The sequence below is a fragment of the Candidatus Coatesbacteria bacterium genome (assembly GCA_014728225.1).
In the GTDB taxonomy this organism is placed as follows: Bacteria; RBG-13-66-14; RBG-13-66-14; order RBG-13-66-14; family RBG-13-66-14; genus WJLX01.
Genome location: WJLX01000174.1, coordinates 1 through 26,583, shown reverse-complemented (window position 1 = coordinate 26,583; position 26,583 = coordinate 1). Strand labels below are relative to the sequence as shown.

At 66.3% G+C, this 26,583-nt stretch carries 21 protein-coding genes; 11 read left to right on the top strand and 10 right to left on the bottom strand.

From position 1 onward, the window contains the following. The first annotated feature begins 10 nt into the window (after positions 1–10). Both gyrB and GF399_12490 read left to right on the top strand, forming a co-directional pair. On the top strand, positions 11–2,431 hold the full coding sequence (gene gyrB, locus GF399_12495; GenBank protein MBD3401132.1) for a DNA topoisomerase (ATP-hydrolyzing) subunit B: 2,421 nt from the start codon (positions 11–13) through the stop codon (positions 2,429–2,431). A 49-nt stretch (positions 2,432–2,480) separates the two neighbouring features. After that, positions 2,481–3,422, top strand: coding sequence for a lipopolysaccharide biosynthesis protein (locus GF399_12490; GenBank protein MBD3401131.1), 942 nt, complete (start codon positions 2,481–2,483; stop codon positions 3,420–3,422). 267 nt (positions 3,423–3,689) lie between these two features. Here GF399_12490 and GF399_12485 read toward each other — a convergent pair whose 3' ends face one another. The 4 genes from GF399_12485 to GF399_12470 all read right to left on the bottom strand — a co-directional run bounded on the left by GF399_12485 (position 3,690) and on the right by GF399_12470 (position 7,801). Next, positions 3,690–4,856 (bottom strand): glycosyltransferase, encoded by a 1,167-nt coding sequence (locus GF399_12485; GenBank protein MBD3401130.1) that lies wholly within the window; start codon positions 4,854–4,856, stop codon positions 3,690–3,692. A 198-nt stretch (positions 4,857–5,054) separates the two neighbouring features. Then, the gene (locus tag GF399_12480; GenBank protein MBD3401129.1) at positions 5,055–5,690 is read right to left on the bottom strand and encodes a hypothetical protein; all 636 of its coding nucleotides are present in this window, start codon (positions 5,688–5,690) and stop codon (positions 5,055–5,057) included. Positions 5,691–5,726: 36 nt separating this feature from the next. Next, on the bottom strand, positions 5,727–6,392 hold the full coding sequence (locus tag GF399_12475; protein MBD3401128.1) for a hypothetical protein: 666 nt from the start codon (positions 6,390–6,392) through the stop codon (positions 5,727–5,729). A gap of 59 nt (positions 6,393–6,451) precedes the next feature. Beyond that, complete coding sequence (locus GF399_12470; GenBank protein MBD3401127.1) at positions 6,452–7,801, bottom strand: response regulator; 1,350 nt, start codon at positions 7,799–7,801, stop codon at positions 6,452–6,454. Between the two features lie 412 nt (positions 7,802–8,213). Between GF399_12470 and ileS the strand changes: the two genes are divergently transcribed. From ileS to GF399_12455, 3 genes are all read left to right on the top strand, one after another. Further along, positions 8,214–10,994: an isoleucine--tRNA ligase gene (gene ileS, locus GF399_12465; GenBank protein MBD3401126.1), complete on the top strand. Its 2,781-nt coding sequence runs from the start codon at positions 8,214–8,216 to the stop codon at positions 10,992–10,994. Continuing rightward, entirely contained in the window at positions 10,892–11,530 is a 639-nt protein-coding gene (lspA, locus tag GF399_12460; protein ID MBD3401125.1) for a signal peptidase II, read from the top strand. The genes ileS and lspA overlap by 103 nt, the downstream gene beginning before the upstream one ends. 683 nt (positions 11,531–12,213) lie before the next feature. Then, positions 12,214–13,314: a peptidoglycan DD-metalloendopeptidase family protein gene (locus tag GF399_12455; GenBank protein MBD3401124.1), complete on the top strand. Its 1,101-nt coding sequence runs from the start codon at positions 12,214–12,216 to the stop codon at positions 13,312–13,314. A 286-nt stretch (positions 13,315–13,600) separates the two neighbouring features. Here the strand turns inward: GF399_12455 and GF399_12450 are convergent, their stop codons facing one another. The 3 genes from GF399_12450 to GF399_12440 form a co-directional block, all read right to left on the bottom strand. Further along, on the bottom strand, positions 13,601–14,104 hold the full coding sequence (locus GF399_12450; GenBank protein ID MBD3401123.1) for a GNAT family N-acetyltransferase: 504 nt from the start codon (positions 14,102–14,104) through the stop codon (positions 13,601–13,603). Beyond that, the gene (locus GF399_12445) at positions 14,029–14,991 is read right to left on the bottom strand and encodes a hypothetical protein (GenBank protein ID MBD3401122.1); all 963 of its coding nucleotides are present in this window, start codon (positions 14,989–14,991) and stop codon (positions 14,029–14,031) included. Before GF399_12445 ends, GF399_12450 begins: the two co-directional genes overlap by 76 nt. 266 nt (positions 14,992–15,257) lie before the next feature. Beyond that, positions 15,258–16,247, bottom strand: a complete 990-nt coding sequence (locus GF399_12440; GenBank protein MBD3401121.1) for a hydroxyacid dehydrogenase — start codon at positions 16,245–16,247, stop codon at positions 15,258–15,260. Between the two features lie 344 nt (positions 16,248–16,591). On the opposite strand from GF399_12440, the gene GF399_12435 reads away from it, so the two are divergent. The 3 genes from GF399_12435 to GF399_12425 are packed head-to-tail and all read left to right on the top strand — an operon-like array spanning position 16,592 to position 19,870. Beyond that, positions 16,592–17,560, top strand: a complete 969-nt coding sequence (locus GF399_12435) for a hypothetical protein (GenBank protein MBD3401120.1) — start codon at positions 16,592–16,594, stop codon at positions 17,558–17,560. Beyond that, positions 17,140–19,071 (top strand): UDP-N-acetylmuramoyl-L-alanyl-D-glutamate--2,6-diaminopimelate ligase, encoded by a 1,932-nt coding sequence (locus tag GF399_12430; GenBank protein ID MBD3401119.1) that lies wholly within the window; start codon positions 17,140–17,142, stop codon positions 19,069–19,071. Before GF399_12435 ends, GF399_12430 begins: the two co-directional genes overlap by 421 nt. A 40-nt stretch (positions 19,072–19,111) precedes the next feature. Then, the gene (locus GF399_12425) at positions 19,112–19,870 is read left to right on the top strand and encodes a hypothetical protein (GenBank protein ID MBD3401118.1); all 759 of its coding nucleotides are present in this window, start codon (positions 19,112–19,114) and stop codon (positions 19,868–19,870) included. Positions 19,871–20,069: 199 nt separating this feature from the next. Here the strand turns inward: GF399_12425 and GF399_12420 are convergent, their stop codons facing one another. The 3 genes from GF399_12420 to GF399_12410 form a co-directional block, all read right to left on the bottom strand. Further along, a complete protein-coding gene (locus tag GF399_12420) occupies positions 20,070–20,480 on the bottom strand; it encodes a hypothetical protein (protein MBD3401117.1) in 411 nt (136 codons plus the stop codon). Between the two features lie 861 nt (positions 20,481–21,341). After that, positions 21,342–22,253, bottom strand: a complete 912-nt coding sequence (locus GF399_12415; GenBank protein ID MBD3401116.1) for a decaprenyl-phosphate phosphoribosyltransferase — start codon at positions 22,251–22,253, stop codon at positions 21,342–21,344. 125 nt (positions 22,254–22,378) lie between these two features. After that, positions 22,379–22,960, bottom strand: a complete 582-nt coding sequence (locus GF399_12410; protein MBD3401115.1) for a hypothetical protein — start codon at positions 22,958–22,960, stop codon at positions 22,379–22,381. Between the two features lie 444 nt (positions 22,961–23,404). Between GF399_12410 and gatD the strand changes: the two genes are divergently transcribed. The 3 genes from gatD (at position 23,405) to GF399_12395 (ending at position 26,129) form a co-directional block, all read left to right on the top strand. Continuing rightward, positions 23,405–24,799: a Glu-tRNA(Gln) amidotransferase subunit GatD gene (gene gatD / locus GF399_12405; protein MBD3401114.1), complete on the top strand. Its 1,395-nt coding sequence runs from the start codon at positions 23,405–23,407 to the stop codon at positions 24,797–24,799. A gap of 26 nt (positions 24,800–24,825) precedes the next feature. Beyond that, positions 24,826–25,581: a hypothetical protein gene (locus GF399_12400; GenBank protein ID MBD3401113.1), complete on the top strand. Its 756-nt coding sequence runs from the start codon at positions 24,826–24,828 to the stop codon at positions 25,579–25,581. A gap of 83 nt (positions 25,582–25,664) precedes the next feature. Next, a complete protein-coding gene (locus tag GF399_12395; GenBank protein MBD3401112.1) occupies positions 25,665–26,129 on the top strand; it encodes an iron-sulfur cluster assembly scaffold protein in 465 nt (154 codons plus the stop codon). Positions 26,130–26,583: the final 454 nt, after the last annotated feature.

The window sequence follows — 26,583 nt, the reverse complement described above, 5'->3', positions numbered from 1 at the left end:
GCCATAAAAGATGACCGACAAGCCGAACAACGACTACACCGCAGACAACATCCAGGTCCTCAAAGGGCTGGAGGCGGTTCGCAAGCGGCCGGCGATGTATATCGGCTCCACCGACGAACGCGGTCTGCACCATCTGGTTTTCGAGGTCGTCGACAACTCCGTCGACGAGGCGATGGCCGGTTACTGCGACCGCATCGAGATCACCATCCATCCCGACAACTCGGTCACGGTGCTGGACAACGGCCGCGGGATTCCCGTCGGGCTGCACAAGGGCGAGAAGCGCTCGGCGATGGAGGTCGTGATGACGGTGCTCCACGCCGGGGGCAAGTTCGATGGCAAGACCTACAAGGTTTCCGGCGGTCTCCACGGCGTCGGCGTCAGCGTGGTCAACGCTTTGTCGGCCTGGTGCATGGTCGAGAGCCGCACTGAGGGCCGCATCCACCATCAGCGCTACGTCCGCGGCCTGCCCGAGGGGCCGGTCAAGGTCATCGGCAAGACCAAGAAGACGGGCACCAAGACGACCTTCCTGCCCGACTACCAGGTCTTCAGGGAGACCGAGTTCGTCTTCGAGGTACTTTCCAAGCGCCTGCGCGAGCTGGCCTTCCTCAACAGCGGATTGTTGATCGTGCTGGAGGACGAGCGCGACGGCAGACGCAAGGAGTATCGCTACGACGGCGGGATCGTCGAGTTCGTCAAGCACCTCCAGGCCGGGCACAGCGTGCTGTATCCCAAGCCGATCTTCATCGAGGGGACCTGCGACAAGGTCGAGGACTCCGATATCGGCGCCTTCGCCGTCGAGATCTCCATGCAGCACAACGACGGTTACTCGACCAACATCTTCAGCTTCGCCAATAACATTAATACTGAGGAAGGCGGGACCCACCTGACCGGCTTCCGCACGGCGCTGACCCGGGTGACCAACGATTACGCCCGCAATCACGGGCTGCTGAAAAAGGATGACTCGACCCTGCAGGGCGAGGACATCCGCGAGGGCCTGGCCGCCGTGGTCAGTGTCAAGCTGGGCAACCCTCAGTTCGAGGGCCAGACCAAGACCAAGCTCGGCAACTCCGAGGTCCGCGGCCTGACCGAGCACATCATGGGCGACGCCCTGGCCGTCTATTTCGAGGAGCATCCCCAGGTGGCCAAGACGATCGTCAACAAGGCGCTGGAGGCCGGGCGGGCCCGGCTGGCGGCGCGCAAGGCCCGCAACCTGGCCCGACGCAAGAGCGCCCTGGACATCGCCGGGGCTCTGCCGGGCAAGCTGGCCGACTGTGCGGAACGCGATCCGGCCAACTGCGAGCTGTTCCTGGTCGAGGGCGATTCCGCCGGCGGTTCGGCCAAGCAGGGCCGCGACCGGCGCACCCAGGCCATCCTGCCCCTGCGCGGCAAGATCCTCAACGTCGAGAAGGCCCGCCTGGACAAGATCCTCTCCAACGCCGAGATCGTCACCATGATCACGGCCCTGGGGACGGGTATCGCCGACGAATTCAGCATCGACAAGCTACGCTACCACAAGATCATCATCATGACCGACGCCGACATCGACGGCAGTCATATCCGCACCCTGCTGCTGACCTTCTTCTATCGTCAGCTCAAGGAGCTGCTGGTCCAGGGCTACGTGTACATCGCCCAGCCGCCGCTCTACCGGGTCAAGCGCGGCCGGGACGAGTTCTATCTGGAAAGCGAGGCCCAGATGGACAACCTGCTGCTCAAGATGGGCTGCCGGGGTTCCAGTGCGCTGATGTCGGGGCGCGAGCTCGGCGAGAAAGAGCTGCTGGAACTGGTCAAGCTGTTGCGGCGCGTCGAGACCTGCTACCATCGGCTGGAGCGCCGCGGCCTCGACGTCGACGACTTCCTGCATCAGGTGCGCGACGGCCGCCTGCCCACCTACTACCTGCGCGACCCCGAGACCGGCGAGGTCAGCTACGCCTACACCGAGGAGGAGCTGGGCGAGCTCGAGGAGAAGGCCGAGGCCGACGAGGAGCTGGCCGACCTGCTCGGCGAGAAGTCGGGCGGAGGGGCCCGCCGCGAACCCGAGGAGCTGGGCGAGGCCCTGGAGATGATCGAGCTGGCGCCCAGGCTGGCCGAATTAGGCCTGGACCTCTACAACACCGAGCGCCCCGATGTGGTGCTGACCCTCGGCAAAGACACGGTGCGCAACCTCGAGCGCCCGATCGCCCTGCTCGAGGCGCTGCGTTCGGCCGGGCTCAAGGAGGTCTCCATCCAGCGCTACAAGGGTCTGGGCGAAATGAACCCGGACCAGCTCTGGGAGACCACGATGGATCCAGCCTCGCGGACCCTGCTGCGCGTCAGCGTCGACGACGCCATGAGCGCCGAGGAGATCTTCAGCGTCTTGATGGGCGAGAAAGTCGAGCCGCGTCGCGACTTCATCCGCTCCCACGCCCTCGAGGTCGCCAACCTGGACGTCTAGCTCGCCGCGTGGAGCACCCACGCCCCAGAGCGTCGTCAGCGGTGTGCCGATGACCTCCAAGTTCACCTACTACGCCCGCAACTACCTGCGGCAACTCCTGCCCCGGGGGCCCTTCCGGCGGCGGCTGGCGGCCAGGTTGACCACGGCTCGCGGTCTCGCCGACGCCGCGCTGCTCCAGCGGGTGGACTACTACAACAAGCTCGCCGGAACCGTCGGCCTGGATGAGCGCGCCGTCCCCTTGGACGAGTTCCGCTACGGCATCAGGCCCAAAACCTACTTCTTCGACGCCTACCGTTTTCTGCGTTACTTCCCGCCGGACCTCAGGGTCCGGTTTGTTTTCGGCGACCTGACCCGGACGCCGCCGGCGCCCTCCCTGGTCAAGAGCCGGCCCCTCGGTGAAGACAACAGTAACGCCGTACTGTTCAAGCTGAACTGGATCCGCCACTTCCACTTCGTCCGCGACCGGCTGCCCTGGCGCGAGAAACGGGATCTCCTCGTCGGACGCTCCACCGTCACCCAACCGAACCGGATCCGCTTCCTGGAGCGCTACCACGATCACCCACTGTGCGACGTGGGCCAGGTCAACCGCCGCCGGGGCGCCCCGCGGCGCTTCAAACCCCGGTTGTCGATCCACCGCCACCTGGACTTCAAGTTCATCCTCTGCCTCGAGGGCAACGACGTGGCCAGCAACCTCAAGTGGGTGATGTCGTCGAACTCCCTGGCGGTGATGCCGCCGCCGAGCTGCGAGACCTGGTTCATGGAGGGGCTGCTGGAACCCGACGTGCACTACGTCGCCCTGCGCCCCGACTACGCCGATCTGGAGGACCAGCTCCGTCGCTACCTCGACGATCCGGCGGCGGCGGAGTCGATTATCGAGCGCGCCCACGAGCATGTGGCCCGCTTCGACGACCCGGCCCGCGAAGAGGCCGCGGCCTTCCTGACCCTGGAGAAGTATTTTCAGCGCACCGGGCAGCCGCTGCTCACCGGCTAAACCGTTTCCCCCGGGCGATCCTGGAAAAACAGCCCACCACCATGCGCCCCCCGGTATCCCCGACCGCCGGAACCGGCACGGTTTTTGCATCTCGGCGACCGTTACGAACGAGGATAACGGTCGGCCTCCGCAAAAACCGTGCCGGTTCCGGCGTGTCCGGCTGCAGCGCGAGCCGGATTACTGTGGGTTTTTCCAGGATCGCCCGGGTGTGCGCAACGGAAGACCCGACCGGCTGGCGGTCGGGTCGGCGTTAACGGGACGGCATTGTTAACCGGCTTCGGCCCGCCGGTTTTCCAATCGGCGTCGCAGGTTGTCGTAGAGGCGTCCGGCCAGGCGGTCCCAGTTGAATTCGCCGTTGACGCGTTCGTAGCCGTTGTGGCCGAGGCGGCGGGCCAGGTTGGGATGGCGGAGCAGTTGTTCGAGGGCGTCGGCCACAGCGGCGGGGGAGCCGGGGTCGTCGACGAGGAGACCGGTGCGGCCGTCGAGTACGGCGTCCTCGACCCCGCCGGAGCGTCCGGCGACGACGGGGCGGCCGAGGGCGCCGGCCTCGAGATAGACGATGCCGAAGCCTTCGACGTCGGTGCCGTGGTCTTCGAGACGGGAGACCATGCTGAAGGCGTCGGCCCAGCGTAGCAGGTCGGGGATGAAATCGTCGTCGACGAAGCCGAGGAACTCGACCTGCTCGGCGACGCCGTGTTGGGCGGCCAGCCGACGGTAGGGGGTCTGATCGCCGCCTCCGGCCAATCGATAGTGGACTTCGAGACCGCGGCGTTTTAGCAGGGCCAGAGCGCGGATGACGGTGTCGAAGCCCTTGCGCGGCAACAGTCGTCCCAGGCCGAGCAGCCGCGGCGGACCGGTGTGATCGAGGACGGCGGTGTATCGCAGTCCGAGGAAGGCGTCATCGACGCCGGGGTGGCAAACGATGACGTCGTCGGCGCTGATGGGCAGCAGTTTGCGGGCCAGGCGGGCGGTGTAGGCGCTGTTGGCGACGAAGGCGCTGCAGGCGTCGGCGATGCGGCGCCAGCTTCGGCTGTGGAAGGGGGAGCCGGCCAGGCGCCGGCCGGCCCGGGCCACGTCGTTGCCGTGGAAGTAGATGACGAAGGGGGTTGCGGTCTTGCGCCACAGCCGCTGAACGACCCAGCGGTAGGGGCTGGCGTTACCGCAATGGACCAGCTCGATGCCGCGGCGCTCGATCAGGCGGCGGGCGGCGTGATACCAACGGCGGTGGCCGCCGAGGCGGTCGAGCCAGCCCGTCGAGGGTCGCAGGCGCAGGGTGGGCACCAGGCTGGCGCCGTCGTATTCCGGCCCGCCGGGGGTCTGGACGGTCAGCACGTTGACACTGCCGGGCAGGTGCCCGACCAGACCGCGGTAGTAGTTGGTCATCCCACCGGGGTTGTTGGGCGGATAGTCGCTGGTGATCAGCAGCTGGCGCATGGCTCCGGCGGAGAGGAGGGAAGCGGGGGTCGGGTTGCCGTCTCAACCATTAGCATAGCACTTGCGCACGGACAATAACAAATCATATTGCTGATTAATATAGTCTGCAATGACGTTCCCCCGTTCACTTCGCATCCACCGTGAAACAGCCAACACCCCCGGTGCAGGAACCGGGGGTGTTGGCGCTGCGTTTTCGCGCTAGAACAGCCAGGATCTCCAGAGGATCAGCTCGGTCTCCAGGTCGAGGATGACGTAGGCGTAGGGCTCGGGCAGGTCGAAGTAATCCTCGTCGTACTGGGTGTCCTGGTCGGTCTCGGCGTAGAAGCTGACCATGGCGACGACGCCCTGGGTGAGCTGGTCGTCGTAACCGACCCAGAAGGCGTAATCGTAGGCTTCCAGCGGCTCGGGGTGGCTCTCCAGCGCCTCGACGGCGGCGTCGATCAGGTCGTCGACCTTGTCGTCGGCGGGCGGTTCGATCTCGACGGTCAGGTCCGGCGGGCCCTCTTCGATATCGCTTTCGGTGGCGCCGTCGTAGTGGACGAGGACGCCGTAGCCGGCGTCGGCGGCCTGGTTGGTGTAGAGGGCGGCCCAGGCGGGGTTGTCGGGTTGCTCGTCGAGGGCGCCGTTCTCGTCGACCCACAGGCCGACGAGGCCGACGAGCTTGTTGGCGGCGTCCCAGGCGTCGGCCAGGGGATCGGTCTTGGCCAGGGCCCAGGAGAGGGTTTTGTCTCCATCGCCGCCGCCGCCGTCGTCATCGGCGCCGGTGCCGCCGTCGCAGCCGAAGCCGGCCGGCAGGATCAAGGCGATCAGCAGTAGGTAAAGCGGGCGTTTCATCGGTCGTTTCCCCCCGTGGTAGTACGTTGGTTTGCCTCAGTTTAGCCGGTTAAGGCAGTTCATTGAGCCGCGGGGCATGATCTCCCAGCTCTTGAGCAGGACGCTGCCGCTGCCGCAGTCGACGAGGACGAAGGCGTAGGCGCCCTCCATCAGGCTGAAGAGGTCGAAGCTCTCGGGGTCGAACTCGGTCTGCTGGTCGGCTTCTTCGAAGAAACCCACGGCGGCCAGATCGCTCTGGAAGAGGTAGCCGTCGTAGCTGACGCCGAGAAGTCGGTCGTAGGCCTCCAGCGGGGCGGGGTGCTCCTCCATCGCCTCGCCGGCGGCGGCCGTCCAACTGCGGACGTCCTCGTCGTCGTAGCGGTCGAGGGGTTGCTCGAACTCGAGCTCGAACTCGTCGGTGGGCACCAGGCCCGCCAGGCCGTCATAGTCGACGACGACCACGACGGGTTCCTGTTTAGTCGGGGCGGTGTAGGCCAGGGCCCAGGCGGGGTTGTCGGCCTCCTCGCCCAACTCGCCCCGGCCGTCGACCCACAGGCCGACGAGGCCGGCCTCCTCGTAGTCGGGGTCCCAGAGGGCGGCCAGGGGCTCGGCCTTTTCCCGGGCCCATTCGAGACCCTTGCCGCTGCCCGAGCCCTCGAGGCTGGTGGAGCAGGCCGTGGCCAGCAGCAGGATCGTCAGCAGTATCAGTCCAGTTCTACGCACGATAGCCACCCGTGTTGGTCGAGTCGTTGCACGATGAAGCCTGTCGTCAGCGGAAAACTTCAATCCAGGCCGTAGCGCTTGCGCTTTTCCAGCAGGGTCTTGCGGTTGATGCCCAGCAGCTCGGCGGCCTTGGCTTTGTGGCCGCCGGTCTTGGTCAGCACGACCTTGATATATTCCTTCTCCAGCTCCTCCAGGGAGAGGTCGCGGGCCGCGGCCTGGCTGAGGAAGCTGTCCTCGGCGGCGACGACATCGTCGGGCAGGTCGTCCAGCCCGACGCGGACGGTCTGGCCGTCGGCGAGGACGACCAGGCGTTCGATCAGGTTTTCCAGCTCGCGGACGTTGCCCGGCCAGCGGTAGCGCATCAGGGCGTCGACGGCCTCGGGCTCGAAACCGCCGCTGCGCCGCTCGTAACGTTCGCAGGTCCGCTCGAGCAGCCTGGTGGCCAGCAGCAGCACGTCGCCCTCGCGTTCCCGCAGCGGTGGCAGCTCGATGGGCACGACGTTGAGGCGGTAGAAGAGGTCCCGGCGGAAGGCGCCGCGCTCGATCTCCTTCTCCAGGTCACGGTTGGTGGCCGCCAGGATGCGCACGTCGACGCTGCGGGTCTTGTTCTCGCCCAGACGCTCGAAGCGGTGCTCCTGGATCAGGCGCAGCACCTTGGCCTGCAGGGGCATCGTCAGATCGCTGATCTCGTCGAGAAACAAGGTGCCGTTTTCGGCGTTTTCGACCCGGCCCGGCTTGTCGCGGTCGGCTCCGGTGAAGGCGCCTCTCTTGTAACCGAAGAGCTCGCTCTCCAACAGCCCCTCGGGCAGGGCGGTGCAGTCGATCTTGACGAAGGGTCCCGCAGAGCGGCGGGAGTTGTAATGCAGCGCCCGGGCCACCAGGTCCTTGCCCGTGCCGTTCTCACCGCTGATCATCACCGTGACGTCGGAGGGGGCCACCTTGGCGATGATCGAGTAGACCTCTTTCATCTGGCGCGAGTTGCCGATCAGCTTGTCGTAGGAGTAGCGCTCGGCCAGCTCGCCGCGCAGCTCCCGGTTCTCGGTCACCAGGCGGCGTTTTTCCAGGGCGCGCTCGATCTGCAGCAGCACCTCGCTGCGGGCGATGGGTTTGGTCAGGTAGTCCTCGGCGCCGTGACGCATGGCCTCGACGGCGCTCTCAATGGTACCCTGACCCGTCATTACGATTATCGGCAGGTCCGGTTCGACGGCCTTGGCCCGCTTGAGGAACTCCAGTCCGCCCATCTGGGGCATCACCAGGTCGGTGAACACCACGCCGATCTGTTTCTCGTTGAGCAGTTTGAGGGCCTCTTTGGCCCGTTCCGTGGTCAGGGGCTCGTAGTCACCCTTCTTGACGATGGCCGACAACAGGGCCAGGGTCGGCTGGTGATCGTCGACGATGAGGATTTTCAACTACCCCTCCTTCGAGCGGGAGTGCGAAACGGAAGCGGCCACTGCCTGTGTCGAATTGTAACAGGCGGGAGTATTGGTAGCAAGATATTTCTTCGGCGCCCCGCCCGCGGCGACTAGACTCCCCGTACCGTGCAGGATATCGCTTCCCCGGCCCCGGAACCGGCACGGTTTTTGCATCTCGGCGCCCGTTGGTGCGGCGGCAACGCTGCGCCTCCGCAAAAACCGTGCCGGTTCCGGGGCCGGGTCGGGGTGGTGTCGGTGAAGCGGGGTGGAGGGCGTGGGTCGCCGCGGGGGGACGCCGAGACGGTCGACACCGCGGGAGTCTTGACAATCCGGTCCGGGCGCTGCTACTTTTGCCCCGCTTATCCACTGTTCACTCCGTCGACACGAGCCCTTTTCCACTACGGTAACCATGGCAGCCAAACCCTATAAAGCGACCCTCAACCTGCCCCGGACCAAGTTTCCCATGCGCGCCGGCTTGCCGCAGAGCGAACCGGCGAGGCTGGAGCGCTGGGAGGAGCTGGACCTTTACGGCCGAATCCGTGCATCCCGCGCGGGAAGGGAAAAATTCATCCTTCACGACGGCCCGCCCTACGCCAACGGCGAGGTCCACGCCGGCACGGCGTTGAACAAGATTCTGAAGGACGTCATCGTCAAGTTCCAGACCCTGATCGGCCGGGACGCCCCTTACGTGCCGGGCTGGGACTGTCACGGGCTGCCGATCGAGCACAAGGTGGCGGGCAAGCTGGGCGACAAGATCAAGGGGATGGACCGGGTGGCCGTGCGCCGGGCCTGCCGGGAGTTCGCCCTGCGTTTCGTCGACAAGATGCGCGGCCAGTTCAAGCGTCTCGGCGTGCTGGGGTTGTGGGAAGAGCCCTACCTGACCCTCGACAAGAGCTACGAGTACACCACCCTGGACTCCTTCCGCGAGTTGCTGGCCGCGGGCTACATCTACAAGGGGCTCAAGCCCGTCCACTGGTGCGCCTCCTGCGGCACGGCCCTGGCCGAGGCCGAGGTCGAGTACGCCGATCACCTCAGCCACTCGGTCTACGTCCGCTTCCCCGTCGTCGAGGATCCGGACGGGGTGTTGGACGGCGAGCTCGACGGCGCCTACGCCGTCATCTGGACCACCACGCCCTGGACCCTGCCCTCCAACGTCGCCGTGGCCGTGCACCCCAAGCTGCGCTACCTGCTGGTCGAGCGCGACGGCGCCCGCTACCTGCTGGCCGAGGGCCTGGCCGACGGCGTTTACGAGGAGCTGGGCTGGGAGAAACCGCGGGAGTTGAAGGCCTTCAAGGGCGAGGAGCTGCTCGGGCTGGTCTGCCGCCATCCCTTCCTCGAGCGGCGGGTGGTCTTCGTGCCCGCCGATTACGTCACCCTGGAGCAGGGTACGGGGCTGGTCCACACCGCCCCGGGTCACGGCGCCGAGGATTTTTACACGGGTCGACGCTTCGAGCTGCCCGTCGTCATGCCGGTGGACGACGCCGGCCGCTTCACCGATCAAGTGCCCGAGTGGGCGGGGCTGCACGTCTTCGAGGCCAACGAGCCGATCGTCGAGCGGATGCGCGCCGACGGCTCCCTGCTGGCCCACGGCAAGGTGGGTCACTCCTACCCCCACTGCTGGCGCTGCAAGCAGCCGGTCATCTTCCGCGCCACCGAGCAGTATTTCCTCAAGGCCGATCACGCCGATTTGCGCCGGAAGGCAGTCCGCGCCGCCGCCGCGGTCGACTGGGTTCCCGCTTGGGGCGCCGAGCGGATGCGCACCATGCTCGAGCAGCGCCCGGACTGGTGCCTGTCGCGGCAGCGGACCTGGGGCGTGCCGATCCCCGCACTGTACTGCGCCGACTGCGGCGAGCTGATCCTCGACGAGCGGATCGCCGCCCGGGCCCGGGACCTGGCCGGTGAGCAGGGCTGCGACGCCTGGTTCAGCGAGCCCGTCGAGACCCTGGTTCCCGAAGGGTTGACCTGTCCCGAGTGCGGGGGCGGGAGCTTCAAGCGCGAGACGGACATCCTCGACGTGTGGTTCGAGAGCGGCGTCAGCCATCTCGCCGTACTCAAGCGCGCCGAAGACGGCCTGCGCTGGCCCGCCGACGTCTACCTCGAGGGCGGCGACCAGTACCGGGGCTGGTTCCAGGTGTCTTTGCTGACGGCGCTGGCCCTGCGCGATCAGGCGCCGTATTCCGCCGTGGTCACCAACGGCTGGGTGGTCGATCCGACGGGCCGGGCGATGCACAAGAGCCTGGGCAACGTCGTCAACCCCGACGACATCTGCAACCGCTGGGGTGCCGACATCCTGCGCCTCTGGGCCGCCTCGGGCGATTACACCCGGGACATCGGCCTGGGCGAGGAGCTGATCAAGCAGAGCACGGAGGCCTACCGGCGCATCCGCAACACCCTGCGCTTCATGCTGGGCAACCTGGGCGACTTCGATCCGGCGACGGACGCCGTCGCTGATGAGGCCCTGCTGGAGCTGGACCGCTGGGCCCTGCACCGCCTGGCCCTGCTCGGCGGCGAGGTTCGTCGGGCCTACGAGGCCTACGAGTTCCACCGCGCCAGCCACCTGCTGCACAACTTCTGCGCCGTCGACCTGTCGGCGGTCTACCTCGACGTGCTCAAGGACCGGCTCTACTGCTCGGCGGCGGACTCGCCCAAACGCCGCGCCGCCCAGACGGCGCTCTATCGCCTCGCCGAGTCGCTGATCGTCTACCTCTCGCCGATCCTGGCCTACACCGCCGACGAGGCCTGGGAGTACCTGCCCGGCGAGCGGGCGGACTCGGTCCACCTGGCCGACTGGCCGGACAACGCCGTCCGGCGCGATGAGAACCTCGCCGCCCGCTGGGAAACCCTGATGGCCGTGCGCGAGGACGTTCTCAAGGCCCTGGAGCCCTTCCGCGCCGCCAAACGCAACTCCCTGGACGCCGCGGTCACCTTGCGCGCCGCCGACGAGGAAACGGCGACGCTGCTGGCCGATTACGGTGCCGACGAGCTGCGCGACCTGTTCATCGTCAGCGGTGTGGCGCTGGACGGCGTCGGCGAGGTGCCCACCGAGGCCCGCGCCGCCGTCGAGATTGCCGAGGCTCCCGGTGACAAGTGCCCGCGCTGCTGGCACGTGGAGGCCGAACTCGTCGACGGCCTGCCCGGCGAGGAGCCCGTCTGCCGACGCTGCGCCAGCGAGCTGGGGGTGATCGAGTGAAGTGGCCCGGTTGGCCGGTTTTTTGGAAGAACCTCGGCGAACGCCGCCTGGGGCTGTTCGTCGGTTTGGCGGCCCTGGTCCTGGACCAGATCAGCAAGATCCTCGTCGAGAACCTGATCCCCCGGCATCACGGACTGGTGGTCATCCCCGACTTCTTCCACCTCATCCACCACCAGAACACCGGGGTGGCCTGGGGTTTCCTGCGGGAACTGCCCGGGGTGCGCTGGATCCTGGTCGGGGTCACCCTGGTGGCCGCCGTGCTGATGCTCGTCTGGTTGGCGCTGGAGGAGCGCCCGCGCGGCGGCGTCGTCTGGGGCCTGGGCCTGGTGATCGGCGGCGCCCTCGGCAACCTCGTCGACCGCGTCCGCCTGGGCGCCGTGGTCGATTTCCTGCGCTTCAACGTCGGCGAGTTCGTCTGGCCCTCCTTCAACGTCGCCGACGCGGCGATCGTCATCGGCGTGGCTCTGGTCTTGATCAACTACATCTTCCTGGGCGGCACAGCCGAGCCCTCGGCGGCCGGCGATGACCGGGGCTGACCGGGACCGAAGCGGCGACGCTCTCCAACCAACGGCGCCGGGCATGGGCGCCGTTGTCGTAGCCTCGTTTCCAGTCATCATTGAGGCGTTTTGGGACCGCAAAGCAGCATGTGACCCGGGACTGCATCACTCTATTCCGCCAACGATAATCAGAGGTGAAACAGTCAAGTAACCGCCTTCTGTCGCGGCGGGACTTGAACGGTTTCCTCCGGCGCGATACTGGTTCCGACGACCGAGGACGGTTGGTGCTTTGCCTGTCACAGCTACCCACCTCGGTAGGTACCAACTGCTGATCCGTTCAGTACAAACAGTCAGGGCGGCCAATCACCCCTGGGACCGGCTGGTCGTCAACGTCACCCGCTAGTCCTCACCTTCCGCGGAACGGTACAGCGGCGTGGGTGATGCCGCCCATTTATGCTACTCGAGAGTTGCTGCTCCATGAGTTACTGCTCCATGAGTTGCTGCTTGTTGCCGTCATCGGTTATGCCGCCACCATGGGCACGCTGCCGTCATTCGATCATCCACTCCGCCGTGAGCTAACCAATCTCATCAAGCCCTAAGGTACGCATTCACAAAAACCTCTTGCACGGCTCACATTTTTTTTGTATCATCGACGCTACAATAAACCACTGCATTATTCCAAACGACTTACTAACAACCTTTAACTATATAAGCGACAACTGATGAAGCTGAGCGACGTTACCGTACTCGTCGAACACCACCGCGGCGCCGATGTCGGCCGTTCGCGCCTGGGCAAGGCGCTAGTGGTCATTATCGGCGGCCTGCTTTCCCTGGCCGTCCTCGGTGCGATCACCTTCGTCGTCGTCTACTTCAGCCAACTCGTCGATTTCCACCAGCTCTCCGAGTTGGAGTACCTCGACAGCCGCCAGCGCGAGGAACTCGCCGAGCTCGAGCTCCATCTCGAAGAGTTGCTGGCCCGGGCCGAGGAATTCGAACCCGTCAACGACACCCTGCGCCTCTACCACGGCTTCGATCCCGGACTCGGCGAGGGTGTCGGCATCGGTGGTCCTGAACTCGGGCAGGCCCTGGCCGCGGGCAACCGTTTCCAGGTCGACCTGCTCCACGCCGGCGCCGTCATCGACCGCCAGCGCAATCAGCTCAGCGAGCTGGTCCGGCTCAACGAACAGCGCAACGATTACCTCAAGCACCTGCCCTCGCTCAATCCCCTGCCCTACGCCCACAATTGCTCCGGTTTCGGTTACCGCCGCAGCCCGATTACCGGCGGCACCGAATTCCATAACGGCGTCGATCTGGTACCCCGGGGCAACGGCAAGATCGTCGCCGCCGCCGACGGCGTCGTCGTCGTCGCCCGGGCCGCCGGAGCCTACGGACTGCTGATCCGTATCGACCACGGTTACGGTTACCAGACCCGCTACGGCCACTGCCGCAACCTCTACGTCAAACCCGGCGATCACGTCAGACGCGGCGAGGTCATCGCCCTCGTCGGCTGTACCGGCCGCTCAACCGGAACCCACCTGCACTACGAGGTCCTGCACAACGGCATCAACGTCGATCCCGAACTGTATATCCTCGGGGATCAGGACCCCATCCAGACCGCCCGACAGTTCACCTTCACCCCCACCAAAGAAGAAGAGAACCAGGCCGTCCTCGAGGAGGGACCGCTGGAGCTCGAGATCAGCGACGACTTCAACAGCGGCGATCTCGACATGACCAACATCGAGCACGAAATGAACCCCGCCGAGGATGATCCGCTGCACTTCGGCGACGTCAAGCTCGACCATGCCGCCGCCGACGAACCCTAGGCGAGTACCCTGGACTACGCACTCATCCCATAACTAGCAACCGGCCCTGCGGGGCCGGTTTTAACAGGCGCTGCGGGGCTCGCTCAACCCTCGAGAACACCGGCGAGCGAGCGTTGAAAAACAGGCTCCCCCGCTCGCTGAGCCGCCACCGACACTTGCCCCGGAACTGGCACGGTTTTTGCGGAGGTGAACCGTTAGCATCGCGCCAACGGTCACCGAGATGCAAAAACCGTGCCAGTTCCGGGGCTAAGGTTCCGGCGGATTTAGTCGGTGGCGGGCCTGTTTTTCAACGCTCGCTCGCCGGTGTTCTTCCCCGTTGAAGGCTGAGTTCCCGGCGGGCCATACCGCAAAGTCGGGTGAAACCCAGGTTTTCGTAGAGGGTCGCCGTCGGCGGATCGCAGACGGCGTCGACGGCGTACAGCGGTCCCAGCTCGTCCAGCAGACGCTGGATCAGCTGCGATCCGATCCCGCGTCCCTGGTGCTCGGGCAGCACCTCGAGCAGGGGGATGAAAGCGCTGAGCAGGCCGTCGGTCAGGCAGGTGACGAAGCCGACCAGTCGACCGTGAACCCGAGCCAGAATCACCAGGTCTGCTCGGCGGAGGATTTGCAGCCGGACAGCCTCCTCCGGCGGATTGGGCCAGCCGACGAAGAAGGGCTGGAGATCGGCGGGGGTCAAGGTTGAACGATCGCTGGAGAAGCTGATCGCCGTGCGCTTCACCTCAACACCACCTCGAGCTGTTCCAGCCTGGCCAGGCCGGCGAGCTCGGCTGTTCTCGCCCGTTCCAAACAAGCGACGGCCTCGTCGAGGAGCCGACGGTCGCGAGCGTTGGCCTCCTGATCGTCATGGAAGGGGAACAGCTCGGCGACCCGGCCGAGTTCGGTGGCGACCCTATCGTATTCTCGGGCCGCCTTTTCCAGCTCGCCGGCCAGGGCCGGTAGGCGACCGGCGGCCGTCCGGAGGAAAGCGGGAGCGAAACCACGGCACTCGGCCCAAACCTGGGCGTTTATGGCGGTGCCGTGGGGGTTGGGGTCGCCGGACGCCAGATGGTTACGCCAGACCTCGTAGGCCGCCGGACCGGCCGCGTAAGCCTCGAGGACGTAGGGATTGGCCTTCGCCGCGAAGCGCAGGGCGAAGGCGAGCGCCGCGTGGATGAGTTCGCGTTCCGGCGCCGGTTCGTTGAGTTCAACGATCATGAGGTTGAGCACGCCGATCTCGCTGTCGCCCAGCTCGCCCCAGGCCTTGGGTCCGGCGCTCTCTTCGGCCAGCGGTCCTGAGTAGTGGTAACCCAGCTCATCGTATCCATTAATGATGTAATACTCGGGGACCTGCAGCTCCCAGGCGATGCAGGGCTTGCCGGCTTTCAGGGCCCGTTGGGCGCGATGCCAGGCCTCGACGCGTTTGGCGGCGAAATGGGGCTGGTTGAGCGTGGCGAATACGGCCTCGGTGGTGAAGCCGGCTTGGCGGCCCAGTTCGTAGAGTCCCGTCGTATCCCAGGCCGTCGGGCCGCTGGGGCAGAGGTCCCGCCGGTGGATGTTGATGACGAAGGCGTGGCCCGTGGCGCCGAAGAGCCAGACCGGCTCCACCTCCCGCCCCAGGAATCTCAGGCAGCCCTCCAGACAGCCCAGCAGGCTCGTCCAGCGTGGCACCCAACGCAGTTCCCGCAGTTCGACCTCCATCGACGTTCCTCCCCGTTTGCGCGTACGATGAATCCAGTTTCAATCGGCGTGGCCAGAGCCGTAATCGACGGTCGATGAAGCCGCCGTTGAAAGACCGTTTGTTCTCGGCAGCGTTGTTGAATCAGCGCCGCCGGAACCGGCACGGTTTTTGCATCTCGGCGGTCTTCGAAGTCTTCAGGCCGGTTCGCCTCCGCAAAAACCGTGCCGGTTCCGGCGTGGTAGATGAAGGTCTTGCGGCGGTTCAGGCGTTTGTATTTCAACGGCGGCTAGTAGCCCAGCTCGAGATCGACGACGTTGAGGAAGTCGTCCCTTCCGGCGGCCAGGCGTTTCAGGTTCTCGATGACCTCGTTCCAGCGCCCGAGGTCATCGAAGGGCGAGGCGGCGCGGTGGGGCGAGAGGACGACGTTGTTCAGTTCGTTGAAGGGCCGGTGCCAGGGGTGACGGCGTCCGGTGCTGTCGGCGGCGGGTTGGTAGTCGTACCAGACGTCGAGGGCGGCGCCGGCGATGAGTCCCTGGTCGAGGGCCTCGTAGAGGGCGTTCTCGTCGACGACGGGACCCCGGCCGACGTTGACCAGCAGCCCGCGGCGGCCCAGGCGGACCAGCTCGTCACGGCCGATCAGGCCGCGGGTGGCCGAGGTCTCGGGCAGGCAACAGACGAGGATGTCGGCCCAGTCCAGCAGTTCGGCGAGTTCGGCGGTGCCGCAGCGGCGCAGCGGGGTCGGCGGGTCCTGCGCGGCGTTCCGCCAGTCGCGCCGCAGGGCGGCGAATTCGAGGGGGAAGCCGGCGAGGAGGCGGTGGACTCGACGGTTGACGTGACCGTAGCCCAGCAGGGCCAGGCGGCGGCCGCGCAGGGGCAGCGAGGCGGCCTCGGCGTCGCCGGTGCGCCAGCGTCCGGCGGCGAGCCAGTTGTGGTGGGGCAGGATGCGGTTGGTCAGCGCCAGCAGCAGGGCCACGGTGTGCTGGGCGGTGAAGCAGGCGTTGCCGTGGCCGTTGACCAGGACGACGGGGGGCTCGCGCCCGGTGTTAAGTTCGCGGAAGAGGTGGACGATGCCCTGGACGCCGGCGCCGGGGTTGATGAACAGGCGCAGGAAGCGCGCCGCGGCCAGCAGCTCGGCGGTGGGTCGCCAGCCGACGAGGGCGGCGGCGGCGCCGACCAGGGGGAGCAGGGCGGCCGGTTCCCGGGCAGCGGGAAAGACGAGGTCGACGGCGCTGTCGCGCAGACCACGGTGCAGGTGGTCCCGCAGCTCCGGCCGCATGGGCCGCAGGAAAACGACACGTCGCGCTGGTTGCGCGGTGGGTATGGTAGCCGCCCGGCTGGAGTGAATTGCAGGATGAAGCCGTCGGTGAAACCGAGTAGTATCGTATACGGATATCTTAGCGGAGATCGACTCCGCTGTCCAAGGCTCTTGTCAGCTTTTCGGGTCGATGCTAAGATGAAATGGGTCGACACCGCGGGTCGTCAACGAAGGTTCCAGGCCCCGATCTTGTTGACAACGCAAGGGTAAACCGTTCAAAGCTCGCTTGATTACCGTTCTTCCCTCCCGTCGGCGCCGCGCCGTTTCGTGGTCTGCGTGGTTCCGGCTTTCGACGGACCCCAGCGATGCCCCTCTGGAAACCCGCCGTTTATCAGGGACCGCGCCGCGCGACGCAGCACTACGAGGACCTGTGCTACAAGCTGCTCGACGCCGCGGGGCGGACGCTGCTGCTCAAGCCGGGCTGTGTTGTCGATGGTGAGTCGGGCGAACTCCGGGGCACCCTGGGGGTGGAAACGGAGGCCGGTGGTCGCCGCCTCACCTTCCCCGCCGACGCCTTCGATTACTCCCGGCGGAGCTGGCGGTTGCGGTTGGGCGACTGCCTGTTCAGCGATCGCCGGCTGGAGCTCAAGCTGGAGCGGAAGGAGATCGAGCTGAGCGGCCTGGTGCGCATCCACGGCGGTCGGGGCTGGCCGGTGCGGTTGTTCGAGCCCGGAGCCCTGGGGCGCACCGCCCTGGTGCCCTGGATCCGCAGCCGCTTTCAGGTGCTCAATTTCGACGGCCCCTTGTCGGGTTCGCTGCGCCTGGACGGAACCGGGTTTGACTTCACGGACGGCCGGGTGTACGTCGAGAAGAGCTGGGGCAGTGAGTCGCCGACGGCCTGGCTGCGGTTGCAGTGCAACCATTTCCCCGGCGGCGGCGTCTGTCTGGTGGCGCTGCTGGCCGAACTCGAAGGACCGCACCGCGGCTTCGTCGTTGGTCTCTGGCATCGGGGCGAGCTGCACCGCTTCAGCAGTTTTTCCGGCGCCCGTCCGCTGCGGATCGAAGCGACGAAGCGGGGTTTGAGCCTGCGGCTGGAGGATCGCACCCGGGGGCTGGAGCTGGAGCTGCGGCGCGGCGCTCCCGCCGGAGAGATCGCTGCGGCGCCCGTTACCTCTCCCGGCGCCGTCACCGACGAGCTCGGCGGCCGGGTGCGCGTCCGGCTCTACCGCCGCGCCGCCCGGGGCGATCACAGCGAATACGAGGCCGAGGGCCGTCACGCCGTTTACTCCCGTGGCGGCCGGATCGGCCGCCTGATCGAGGAGTTGGGACCTTGAGCGAAAAACCCGAAGCGCTGCTGTTCAGCGAGTTGACGGCGGCGGCACCCGCCGTCGAGGAGTCGCGGGGCGAGGCGACGATCACCGCCCTGGCCTACGACTCCCGCGCCGTGGAGCCCGGAACCCTCTTCGTCGCCACCGGCGGGGTGGGTCACGACGCCCTGGCCTATCTGTCCCACGCTTTGGAGATGGGCGCCGCCGCCGTGGTGGCCCCGACGCCTCCGCCGGCCGGTGTCGATGTCGCCTGGGCGGTCAGCTCCCGGCCCCGGCTGGCCCTGGCCCAACTGGCCGCCGCCTGGTTCGGCCGCCCCGCCGAGAAGCTGCGCCTGATCGGCGTCACCGGCACCAACGGCAAGACGACGACGGCCCACCTGATCGCCGCCGTACTGCGGGCCGCCGGACGCCGCACGGCCCAGTTCGGCACCACGGGTTACTACATCGACGACGACTGGGAGGAGGCCGTCTGGACCACGCCGGAGCCGCTCAAGCTCCATGAGCTGCTGCGCAGCGCCGTCGACGCCGGCGTCGAGGACGTGATGATGGAGGTCACCAGTCACGCCCTGGACCAGGAGCGCACCGCCGGTCTGCGCTTCGCCGCCGCCGGCTTCACCAACCTGACCCCGGAGCATCTCGACTACCACCAGCGCCTCGAGGGCTATTTCTTCACCAAGGCCCGGCTGTTCCAGCAGCTCGAGCCCGCGGCCCCGGCTTTGCTCAACGCCGACGACGAGTGGGTCCGGCGCACCGCGGTTCCCGCGGGACGACGGCTCCTCTACGGTCGCGGCTCCGAGGCCGAGCTGCGCGCCGAGGACGTTCGCCTGGGCGAGCGCAGCTTGAGCCTGCGCGCCGTTCACGGCGATTGGGAGCTCGGGCTCAGCGCCCCGCTGGCCGGAGCCTACGACGTCTACAACGTCCTGCTGGCCGTCGGAATCTGCCGTGGTCTGGGCGTGACCGACGAGGCCCTGGTTCGCGGCCTGGCCGAGCTGTCCCAGATCCCCGGCCGTTTCCAGTTCCTCGAGGTCGGCGCCGACTTCAACGTCATCGTCGACTACGCCCACACCCCCGACGGCCTGACCAAAGCCCTCGGCGCCGCCCGGCGTTTCACTCCGGGGCGGTTGATCATCGTCTTCGGCTCGGCCGGGGAGCGCGACGCCGCCAAGCGGCCACAGATGGGACGGGCCGCCGCCGAGCTGGCCGACCTCGTCATCCTGACCACCGAGGACCCGCGCCGCGAGGACCCGGCGCAGATCGCCCGCCAGATCGCCGCCGGCGTCGACAATCCGGCCTGCGAGGTCCGCACCGTCCTCGACCGCCGCGCCGCCGTCCACGCCGCCCTCGACGTTGCCCGCTCCGGCGACAGCGTCATCGTCGCCGGCAAGGGCGACGAAAACCTGCTCAAGTTCGCCGACCACACCGTCCACTCCAACGACATCGACCTCTGCCTGGAGTTCTTCGGCCTCAGCCGCCGCCAGGCCGGCGTCGACACCCCGCGCCGCCCTCCGACGGACTGACGTCGATTACAACCAGAAAAACCCCGACACCGGGTGAACAATGCTCAGCAAGGTCCAACGCAGCACCCTGGCGCAACTGATCGTCGAGAAGATCGACAAGCGGCGCGGTGACAGCCTGCGCCTGGCCGGGGTCTACGGCTCGACTCGCCGCGGCGACGCCGAGTCCTGGAACGCGATCGAGCTGCTGCTGGTCGTTCGGCAGCGCCGCACGATCAAGGTCCCCAGCTTCCTCTACCACAACGTCCCCGTGGTGATTACCCGGATCGACGAGCAGGAGCTGCTGGCCCAGCTCGAGGGACCGGGACGCCGCTGGTCATACTGGATGGGGGTCCTCGATGAGCTGTTGCCCCTGGCCGGCGATAAGCGGCTCCGGGACAAATGGTCGGCCCGGGGGCGCCTCGTCGACGAGGGGCGCTTCAACGACCTGCTGACCGACATCCTGCCCGAACTGGTCTATGAGGCCTACGGCGGCGTGCTGGAAAGCAAAGATGAAACCGACTGCGGCCAGTTCTCTTACTGTGCTCACCGGATGCTCGAGGAGCTGCGCGAAGTCCTCTGCCTGCTCAACCGCAGTTGGACCCGCAAACCCGGACTGGCCGGCATTCGCGAGGCCGGGAACTTCGCCATGACCCCCAGGGACTACGACGACCTGGTCGTCGAGCTGTGGTGCGGCGACGATCCCCGGCGCGGAGCGGCGACGGCGCAGAAGCTCTACCGCAATTACCAGGCCCTGCTGCGCTCCGCGGGGCTGACCCCGGTCAACTACTCCGCGATGACCGAGCTCGAGGACCGGCTGTAGAACGAACATTCACACGTGAGCCGCCGGCGCCGTACCTCGGCGGCATCTTGCCGCAGGAAGGCCCGGATACCAGCCCCGTTTCACCCGGACCGCCGGCGTGGCAGCCGGTGGCCCGGTCCGTTATCGGCGGAAGGACCCGCTAAGGACGGGGGGCGGATCGGACGATCCGCCCCCTGCTGTTACAAGAAGCTGTTTGCCGTCAGTCCAGGCTGATCGAGGACATGTCCTCGAGGGGCCGGCCGTTCCGCTCGTCATCCCAGCCCGTAGTGAAGGTCACCCGCCAGCCCGAGTTCAGTTCGGCACCCCGGGCGATCATCACGCCGCCGGGGTAGTCGCTGAAGGGCCCGCGACCCTCGGCGGCCATCTCGACGAGCTTGGCGTAATCGCCGCCGGGACCCTCGACGTAGAAGCCGGTGTTCTCGACGGTAGTTTTATCGTCGGCCACCTCGCAGGCGTAGGAGGTGCCGGTTTCCGGGTTGTAGACGGCCACGGCGTAGCCGCCGTCGCCCTTGGGCCAGAAGTTGATCAGCTTGAAATCAGCTACCTCTAAGCCCTTGTCGGCGCAGACGGCCTCGAGGAGTTGTCGGCCGAGGTCGGAGCCGGGGGCCATGGCGGCGTTCTGCGTAGCCTCGGAAGTCTCGATACCGTTGATGCTTTTGTTGATTATTCCGCCGTAGGCTAATTCCCGTTGGTGCTCGACGCGCCTGTGGTGGAAGCCGTTGAGCGACAGTTTCGTCCAGGCTCGCCGGCCGTCGGCGTATCGGTGTAGCTGGTCGGGTCGAGCGCGGCCTGGCCAACGGCGGCCAAGCGCCGGCGGATTCGCTCGTAGTAGCGATATGCCGTATCGCGCCGGCTGCCCGGGACCGTTGCGACCCGCGCCGTCGGGACGCCGAGCCGGAACAGACGCGCTATCTCGCCGCGTTTTTCCGGCGGCGCGTTGCGACGCCCCGGCGACGACGCTTGAACGGCTTGCCGCGACGCTGGCCTTTTGACTTCCCTCGGCGCGGCGGTAGTGGTAACGGTCGTTGCAGCCGGGACGCTTGGCGCGCCGCTCCCGCGACCCGCACTTCCCCGCCACATTGCCCCCCTCATCGGTGGCGGAATGACAGACCCGATCACGCCGATATAAGTGCCCAACTGCAATAGCTGATGTAATCTTCTGTGATGATCCCTAACAAAAAACAGTCGGTAAAATACCTCAGATGAATATCGCATAGCGCAAAACGATAAACTGCCCCCGACGGTTGGCCCACCCCAGCCAATGCCGCTGCGGGTATCCACACCGAGCGCACCGGCTCGGCCTGGTGCATGTGTTGGAGTTATCGACGACGGCCGGCACCGGCGGGTTCGCCCTCCTTTCTTCCAGCAGAGCGGCCGCGCCGAGGGGGCGGAGGAACCAACGCCGGTGCCTCCCTAGGAAAAGGGGCGGGTCAACGGACCCGCCCCGATGGACAACAGCTAACCGAAGCAATCAGACCTGGGGCTTGAAGTACAGGATCAGCACCACGGCGGCCACCCAGACCACCACGGTCACCAGCAGGAAGGCGTCCTTGAACAGGATCGTCGACGGGTTACCGCCCAGGTTGCGCTTGTCGACATCATACAGGTAGCGGAAGATGCCGAACAGCACGATCGGCACGGTGTAGACCAGGGCGTTGGTACCGAACTTGGCCACAGTGTCGGGCCACATGGTGTACAGGCTGTAGGCGATGACGGTGGCCGTGGTCACCACGGCGCTCATCTGATCCAACAGGCGGGGGGAGTAGTGGTCGAGGGTCTTGCGGTGCCCCGCAGCGCCGTCCTTGAGGGAGTTGATCTCGGCGCGGCGCTTCTCCAGCCCCAGAAACAGGGCCAGGAAGAGGGTCACCAGCAGGAACCAGCTCGAGGGGGCGAAGTCCGGCGGCGCGTAAGGCAGGGCCACCAAGGCCTCGACACCGGCGATGGCCCGCAGGACGAAGCCGACGGCGATCAGGAAGACATCGAGGATGACCACGCCCTTGGCCCAGAAGCTGTAAGCCAGGTTGAGCGTCAGGTAGACGGCGCCGACGACGGCGAAGTTGAGGTTGATCGTCCAGGCCAGATACAAGCCGACGCCGGCCAGGACGATGGACCAGACATAACCCAGGGGGCGGGGGACGTCGCCGGCGGCGATGGGACGCCGACGCTTCTCCGGGTGCAGGCGGTCCTTCTCGGCGTCGACGGAATCGTTCAGCGCGTAGACGGCGCCGGACAGCATACAGAAGACACCGAAGCCCGCCAGGGACGTCAACAGGGCGCTGGGGATGGTGAACAGCTCACCGAAGACCACCCCGGCGAACAGGATGACGTTCTTGAGCCACTGCTTGGGCCGCATCAGCTTGAACAGCCCGATGACGAGTCGCATCAGGTCCTCCCCGATGGTACAGACGCTGGATTAGTTCGCTGATTGTACCAGAAAGCCGCCCCGGGAAACAGCGACGGAACCGGCTACCCGGTTCCGTCGTCGCTTATCACTAACTCTACGACAGCCTAAAACCAGTCGTCGAAGACGTCCTCGATGGCCTCGGCGGCCGACGAGACGCCGGTCCAGTCGTTGACCATGTCCGTCAGGGTCTCGACGGTGTCGGCCAGGTTGTCGTGCAGCGCCTGGAGCTGATCGGTGGCCGCTTCGGCCAGGGCTGTGTTGACATCGATCAGCATCTGGTTGGCCGTGGCGAGCTGATCGTTGAGCGTGCGCAGCAGAACCGCGTTCTGCTCGACGACCCATTCGGCGGTATCCAGTTGGGCCTTGAGCATCCGCATGTTGGCGTCGGTGAGTTCCTGGTGGAAGTCGACGATCAACTGGGCCGAGCCGGCGACGGGATTGACGACCAGGTTGCGCACGTCGGTGAAGTCGACGAGGGGGATGGGCACCGGCAATCCCTGTTGGTCGGCCACGGCGACGATCTTGTCCTGCAAACCGACGAACTTGTCGCCGAAGCGCTGGACCTCGTCCATCAGCTTGGGCATTTCTTTGATGAACTGCTCCTCGTTGGCCCAGCAGTCCGGGGTCGGGTTGGCCAGGGCGGCCAGGACGGTCAGGGTAAGCAAAGCCGGCAGGATTCTCTTCATCGTGATCTCCTCGGTCGTCATGATAACGAAATGTCGGGTTCTTCTCGCTCGGTAATGGTTGGGTCAGTGCAACAAACCCAATTCAGGACATTATAGCCGTTTGTTGTTTAAACGACAACTGCGTCCGCTGGACCACCACGGAACGGCCCTGTTCGGCGGTGGCTCCGGGGGAGTTTTGAAAACAGCCCAACAGCTTTTCGCGGCACCGCCGGGCTGCCCCGCCGGAACCGGCACGGTTTTTGCATCTCGGCGAGCGTTACTGACGATGATAACGCTCCGCCTCCGCAAAAACCGTGCCGGTTCCGGCGGGGCGGTCTTGCAGAAGACCGCCCCCACGGCGGGCTGTTTTTCAAAACTCCCCCGCGGCGTCCACTTTACTCGACCGGGCGGCCCTGCTAAAATCGCCGCCTGTCCCCGCCATCCTTCACCATCACCGAGGCACCGATGAGCCAACCAACGGATCCTTTCAAGGGCTACCACGGCCGGGCCCGTGAATTGCTGGAGCGCCTGGGCGCCCGGGTCTGGAGCGACTGCACCATCACCACGGACACCGGCGAGTTCTCCGGTATCATCCTTCCCCGCTCCGAACAGGCCGACGACCGCCACATCGTGCTCAAGATGATCACCGGCTACAACATCGGCATCGCCGTCGAGCGGATCAATGGCATCGTCGAGCACGACTACAAAGAGGCCCATTACAAGATCCCGGAGCAGGAATTCCCCTTCGATCCGGTCAAACCCAACGTGACCCTGCTGGGGACGGGGGGCACCATCGCCAGCCGGCTGGACTATCGCACGGGAGCGGTCATCCCGGCCTTCAGCCCCGGCGAGCTATACGGCGCCTGTCCCGAGTTGGCGGACATCTGCAACCTGGAGACCAAGAAGCTTTTCGGTGTTTTCAGTGAGAACATGGGTCCGGAGCAGTACATGATCACGGCCCGGGAGATCGCCGAACAGATCGAGCAGGGGGTGGCCGGGATCATCATCGGCCACGGCACCGACACCCTGCATCACACCTCGGCGGCGCTGTCGTTCATGCTGCAGGACCTGCCCGTTCCCGTGGTGTTGGTGGGCAGCCAGCGCTCCAGTGATCGCCCGTCCTCGGACGCGGCCTTCAACCTGCAGTGCGCGGCCCAGTCGGCGGCCCACGGCGATGTTGCCGAGGTCGTCGTCTGCATGTTCGGTCCGACCTCGGACCGTTACAATCTGCTACACCGCGGTACCCGGGTGCGCAAGATGCACAGCTCGTACCGCAGCACGTTCCGCACCCTGGGCGACACCCCCCTGGCCACGGTAACGCCGGAGGCACCGCCGGAGGCGCTGCGACCGGACTACACCCAGCGCGATCCCGAACGTGAGCTCAAGCTTCACGCCGTCTTCGACGAGCGCGTGGCCATCGTCTACTATTACCCCAACATGCAGCCGGACATCATCGACAGCCTGGTGGACAACGGCTATCGGGGGATCGTCATCGCCGGCACCGGGCTGGGCCACGTCAACAAGCCGCTCTACGAGCCCCTGCGGCGGGCCTGCGAAGCCGGGGTCCAGGTTTACATGACCGTTCAGACCCTCTGGGGCTACGCCCAGATGTACGTCTACGACACCGGTCGCGATCTGATGGAGCTCGGCGTCGTTCCGCTGGCCAACATGCTGCCCGAGACGGCCTACATCAAGCTCGGCTGGGCTCTGGGGATGAGCGATGACGCCGACGAGGTCCGCCGGCTGATGCTGACCCCGGTCAACGGCGAGATCACCGAGCGCGAGCAGTACAACGCCTACGTCGTACTACAGGGCGGCCTGCCCGAGGTCGACGAGTTCCTCCACGACCACTGGCGCTGACGTTCCCCAACGTTTGAGGAGCTCGGATGCGGTCGGCCGGTGTAATCGTCTACTTCGCCTGGTTTTTCCTGGCGGTCGCCGTGCGGGTGCGTTACACGGCGCCGCTGCGGCGGGCGCGCCGGGGCCGGGCGGCGGCCTCACCCTTGGCGTACATTTTTCTGCTGTTCCCCGCCGCCGGGATGCTGCTGTTGCCCCTGGCCTACGCCCTGACGGATTGGCTGGACTTCGCCGATTACGAACTGAACGCCGCCGCCTTGGTAGGCGGCGGTTTGCTGTTCGGCCTGGCGACCTGGCTGCTGTGGCGCTCCCACGTCGAGCTGGGGCGGAACTGGTCCCCCGGCGTCGCGGCCGAGGCCGAGACCAAGCTGGTGACCGACGGCGTCTACGCTAGGCTGCGACACCCGATGTACGCCGCCCACCTGCTGTGGGGTCTGGCCCAGCCCCTGCTGCTGTGGAACGGCCTCGCCGGTTCGGCGACCTTTGTCCTGACCCTGCCGCTGGTTATGCTCCGCCTGGGCGGGGAGGAAGACCAACTCCTCGAGCGTTACGGCGATGAATACCGGGAATACCGCCGGGGCAGCGGCATCCTGCTGCCCCGGCTGCGCGTCAGGCGTGAGCGCCGGTTCAAGGAGCGCTTGCTGTCCGGGAGCTGGCGCTTCATTCTGCGACCGCTGCTGACCTTCATCCTGGCCCCGCTGCGCGAGGCCTTCAGCCAAGTGGGTGCGACCCTGCGGCGCTTGTTCAACATCACCGGGCGCTCCCACGAGGAGCCGGAGGAATAAAACATATCCCGCTAGGGATTGCCGTTTTCCTAATATTAGTGCATAATGGTTGGTGCAACCTCAACGCAACCCCGAGGAAGGCCATGCCCAACTACACCGACAAGGTGATGGACCACTTCATGAACCCGCGCAACGTCGGCACCATCGACGACGCCGACGGCATCGGCCGCGTCGGCAACCCCACCTGCGGCGACATCATGGAGATGTATATCAAGGTCGACGAACAGGGGATCATCACCCAGTGCAAGTTTAAAACCTTCGGCTGCGGAGCGGCCATCGCCACCAGCTCGGTCACCACGGAGCTGGCCGTCGGCCTGCACATCGACGAGGCCGAACAGTTGACCCGGGACCGCGTCGCCGAAGCCCTGGGCGGGCTGCCCAAGCTGAAGATGCACTGCAGCAACCTGGCCACCGACGCCCTGCGCGCCGCCATCGCCCACTACCACTGCCGGCGCAAGGGTGAGTGCCCGGAACTCGAGAAGATGGACCTCGGCGGCGAGTGCGATCACGCCCACCACGCCGAGGCCGCCGCCGACGACGACGATTAACCGTTCGAGCCGGCGGCGGGAGACCCCGGGAAGCCATTACGGCGCTTCGTCAGCCCCAACCCCCGGAACCGGCACGGTTTTTGCGGAGGCGAACCGTTATCTCAGTGCTTAACGGTTGCCGAGATGCAAAAACCGTGCCGGTTCCGGGGGTTGGAGTTCATCGCTCGTGGGGGAGCGAGCTGGTTTCCCGGGTCTCCCGCCGCTGATTTCGGCCGGGGGGGTAGTTTATTGGTCAACGGCGCCGCCGGTTACCAGCCGCAGGATCAGTCCTCCCCAGGCTGCCGGCGGCGGTGCGCCATCAAACACTCGAGCTCAGCTGAGCAACTGATAACTAACGTGCACGACCATTTCGCCCTTCAGCGTCGGTGTCAGAGCACGTTAGATATCTGTATCCCTGCGGTGGAGTGAAGCGATTCCACCGCAAAACCCTCCGCGGGGAGGGTTTCTTTGCACG

What these genes read in the sequence shown, in the direction of transcription:
- gatD (MBD3401114.1), top strand. Translation starts at nt 23,405, where the DNA reads ATGAGCCAACCAACGGATCCTTTCAAGGGCTACCACGGCCGGGCCCGT.
- ileS (MBD3401126.1), top strand. Translation starts at nt 8,214, where the DNA reads ATGGCAGCCAAACCCTATAAAGCGACCCTCAACCTGCCCCGGACCAAG.
- GF399_12415 (MBD3401116.1), bottom strand. Translation starts at nt 22,253, where the DNA reads ATGCGACTCGTCATCGGGCTGTTCAAGCTGATGCGGCCCAAGCAGTGG.
- GF399_12420 (MBD3401117.1), bottom strand. Translation starts at nt 20,480, where the DNA reads ATGGCCCCCGGCTCCGACCTCGGCCGACAACTCCTCGAGGCCGTCTGC.
- GF399_12395 (MBD3401112.1), top strand. Translation starts at nt 25,665, where the DNA reads ATGCCCAACTACACCGACAAGGTGATGGACCACTTCATGAACCCGCGC.
- GF399_12445 (MBD3401122.1), bottom strand. Translation starts at nt 14,991, where the DNA reads ATGGAGGTCGAACTGCGGGAACTGCGTTGGGTGCCACGCTGGACGAGC.
- GF399_12440 (MBD3401121.1), bottom strand. Translation starts at nt 16,247, where the DNA reads ATGCGGCCGGAGCTGCGGGACCACCTGCACCGTGGTCTGCGCGACAGC.
- GF399_12410 (MBD3401115.1), bottom strand. Translation starts at nt 22,960, where the DNA reads ATGAAGAGAATCCTGCCGGCTTTGCTTACCCTGACCGTCCTGGCCGCC.
- GF399_12400 (MBD3401113.1), top strand. Translation starts at nt 24,826, where the DNA reads ATGCGGTCGGCCGGTGTAATCGTCTACTTCGCCTGGTTTTTCCTGGCG.
- GF399_12435 (MBD3401120.1), top strand. Translation starts at nt 16,592, where the DNA reads ATGCCCCTCTGGAAACCCGCCGTTTATCAGGGACCGCGCCGCGCGACG.
- GF399_12490 (MBD3401131.1), top strand. Translation starts at nt 2,481, where the DNA reads ATGACCTCCAAGTTCACCTACTACGCCCGCAACTACCTGCGGCAACTC.
- gyrB (MBD3401132.1), top strand. Translation starts at nt 11, where the DNA reads ATGACCGACAAGCCGAACAACGACTACACCGCAGACAACATCCAGGTC.
- GF399_12425 (MBD3401118.1), top strand. Translation starts at nt 19,112, where the DNA reads ATGCTCAGCAAGGTCCAACGCAGCACCCTGGCGCAACTGATCGTCGAG.
- GF399_12480 (MBD3401129.1), bottom strand. Translation starts at nt 5,690, where the DNA reads ATGAAACGCCCGCTTTACCTACTGCTGATCGCCTTGATCCTGCCGGCC.
- GF399_12485 (MBD3401130.1), bottom strand. Translation starts at nt 4,856, where the DNA reads ATGCGCCAGCTGCTGATCACCAGCGACTATCCGCCCAACAACCCCGGT.
- GF399_12455 (MBD3401124.1), top strand. Translation starts at nt 12,214, where the DNA reads ATGAAGCTGAGCGACGTTACCGTACTCGTCGAACACCACCGCGGCGCC.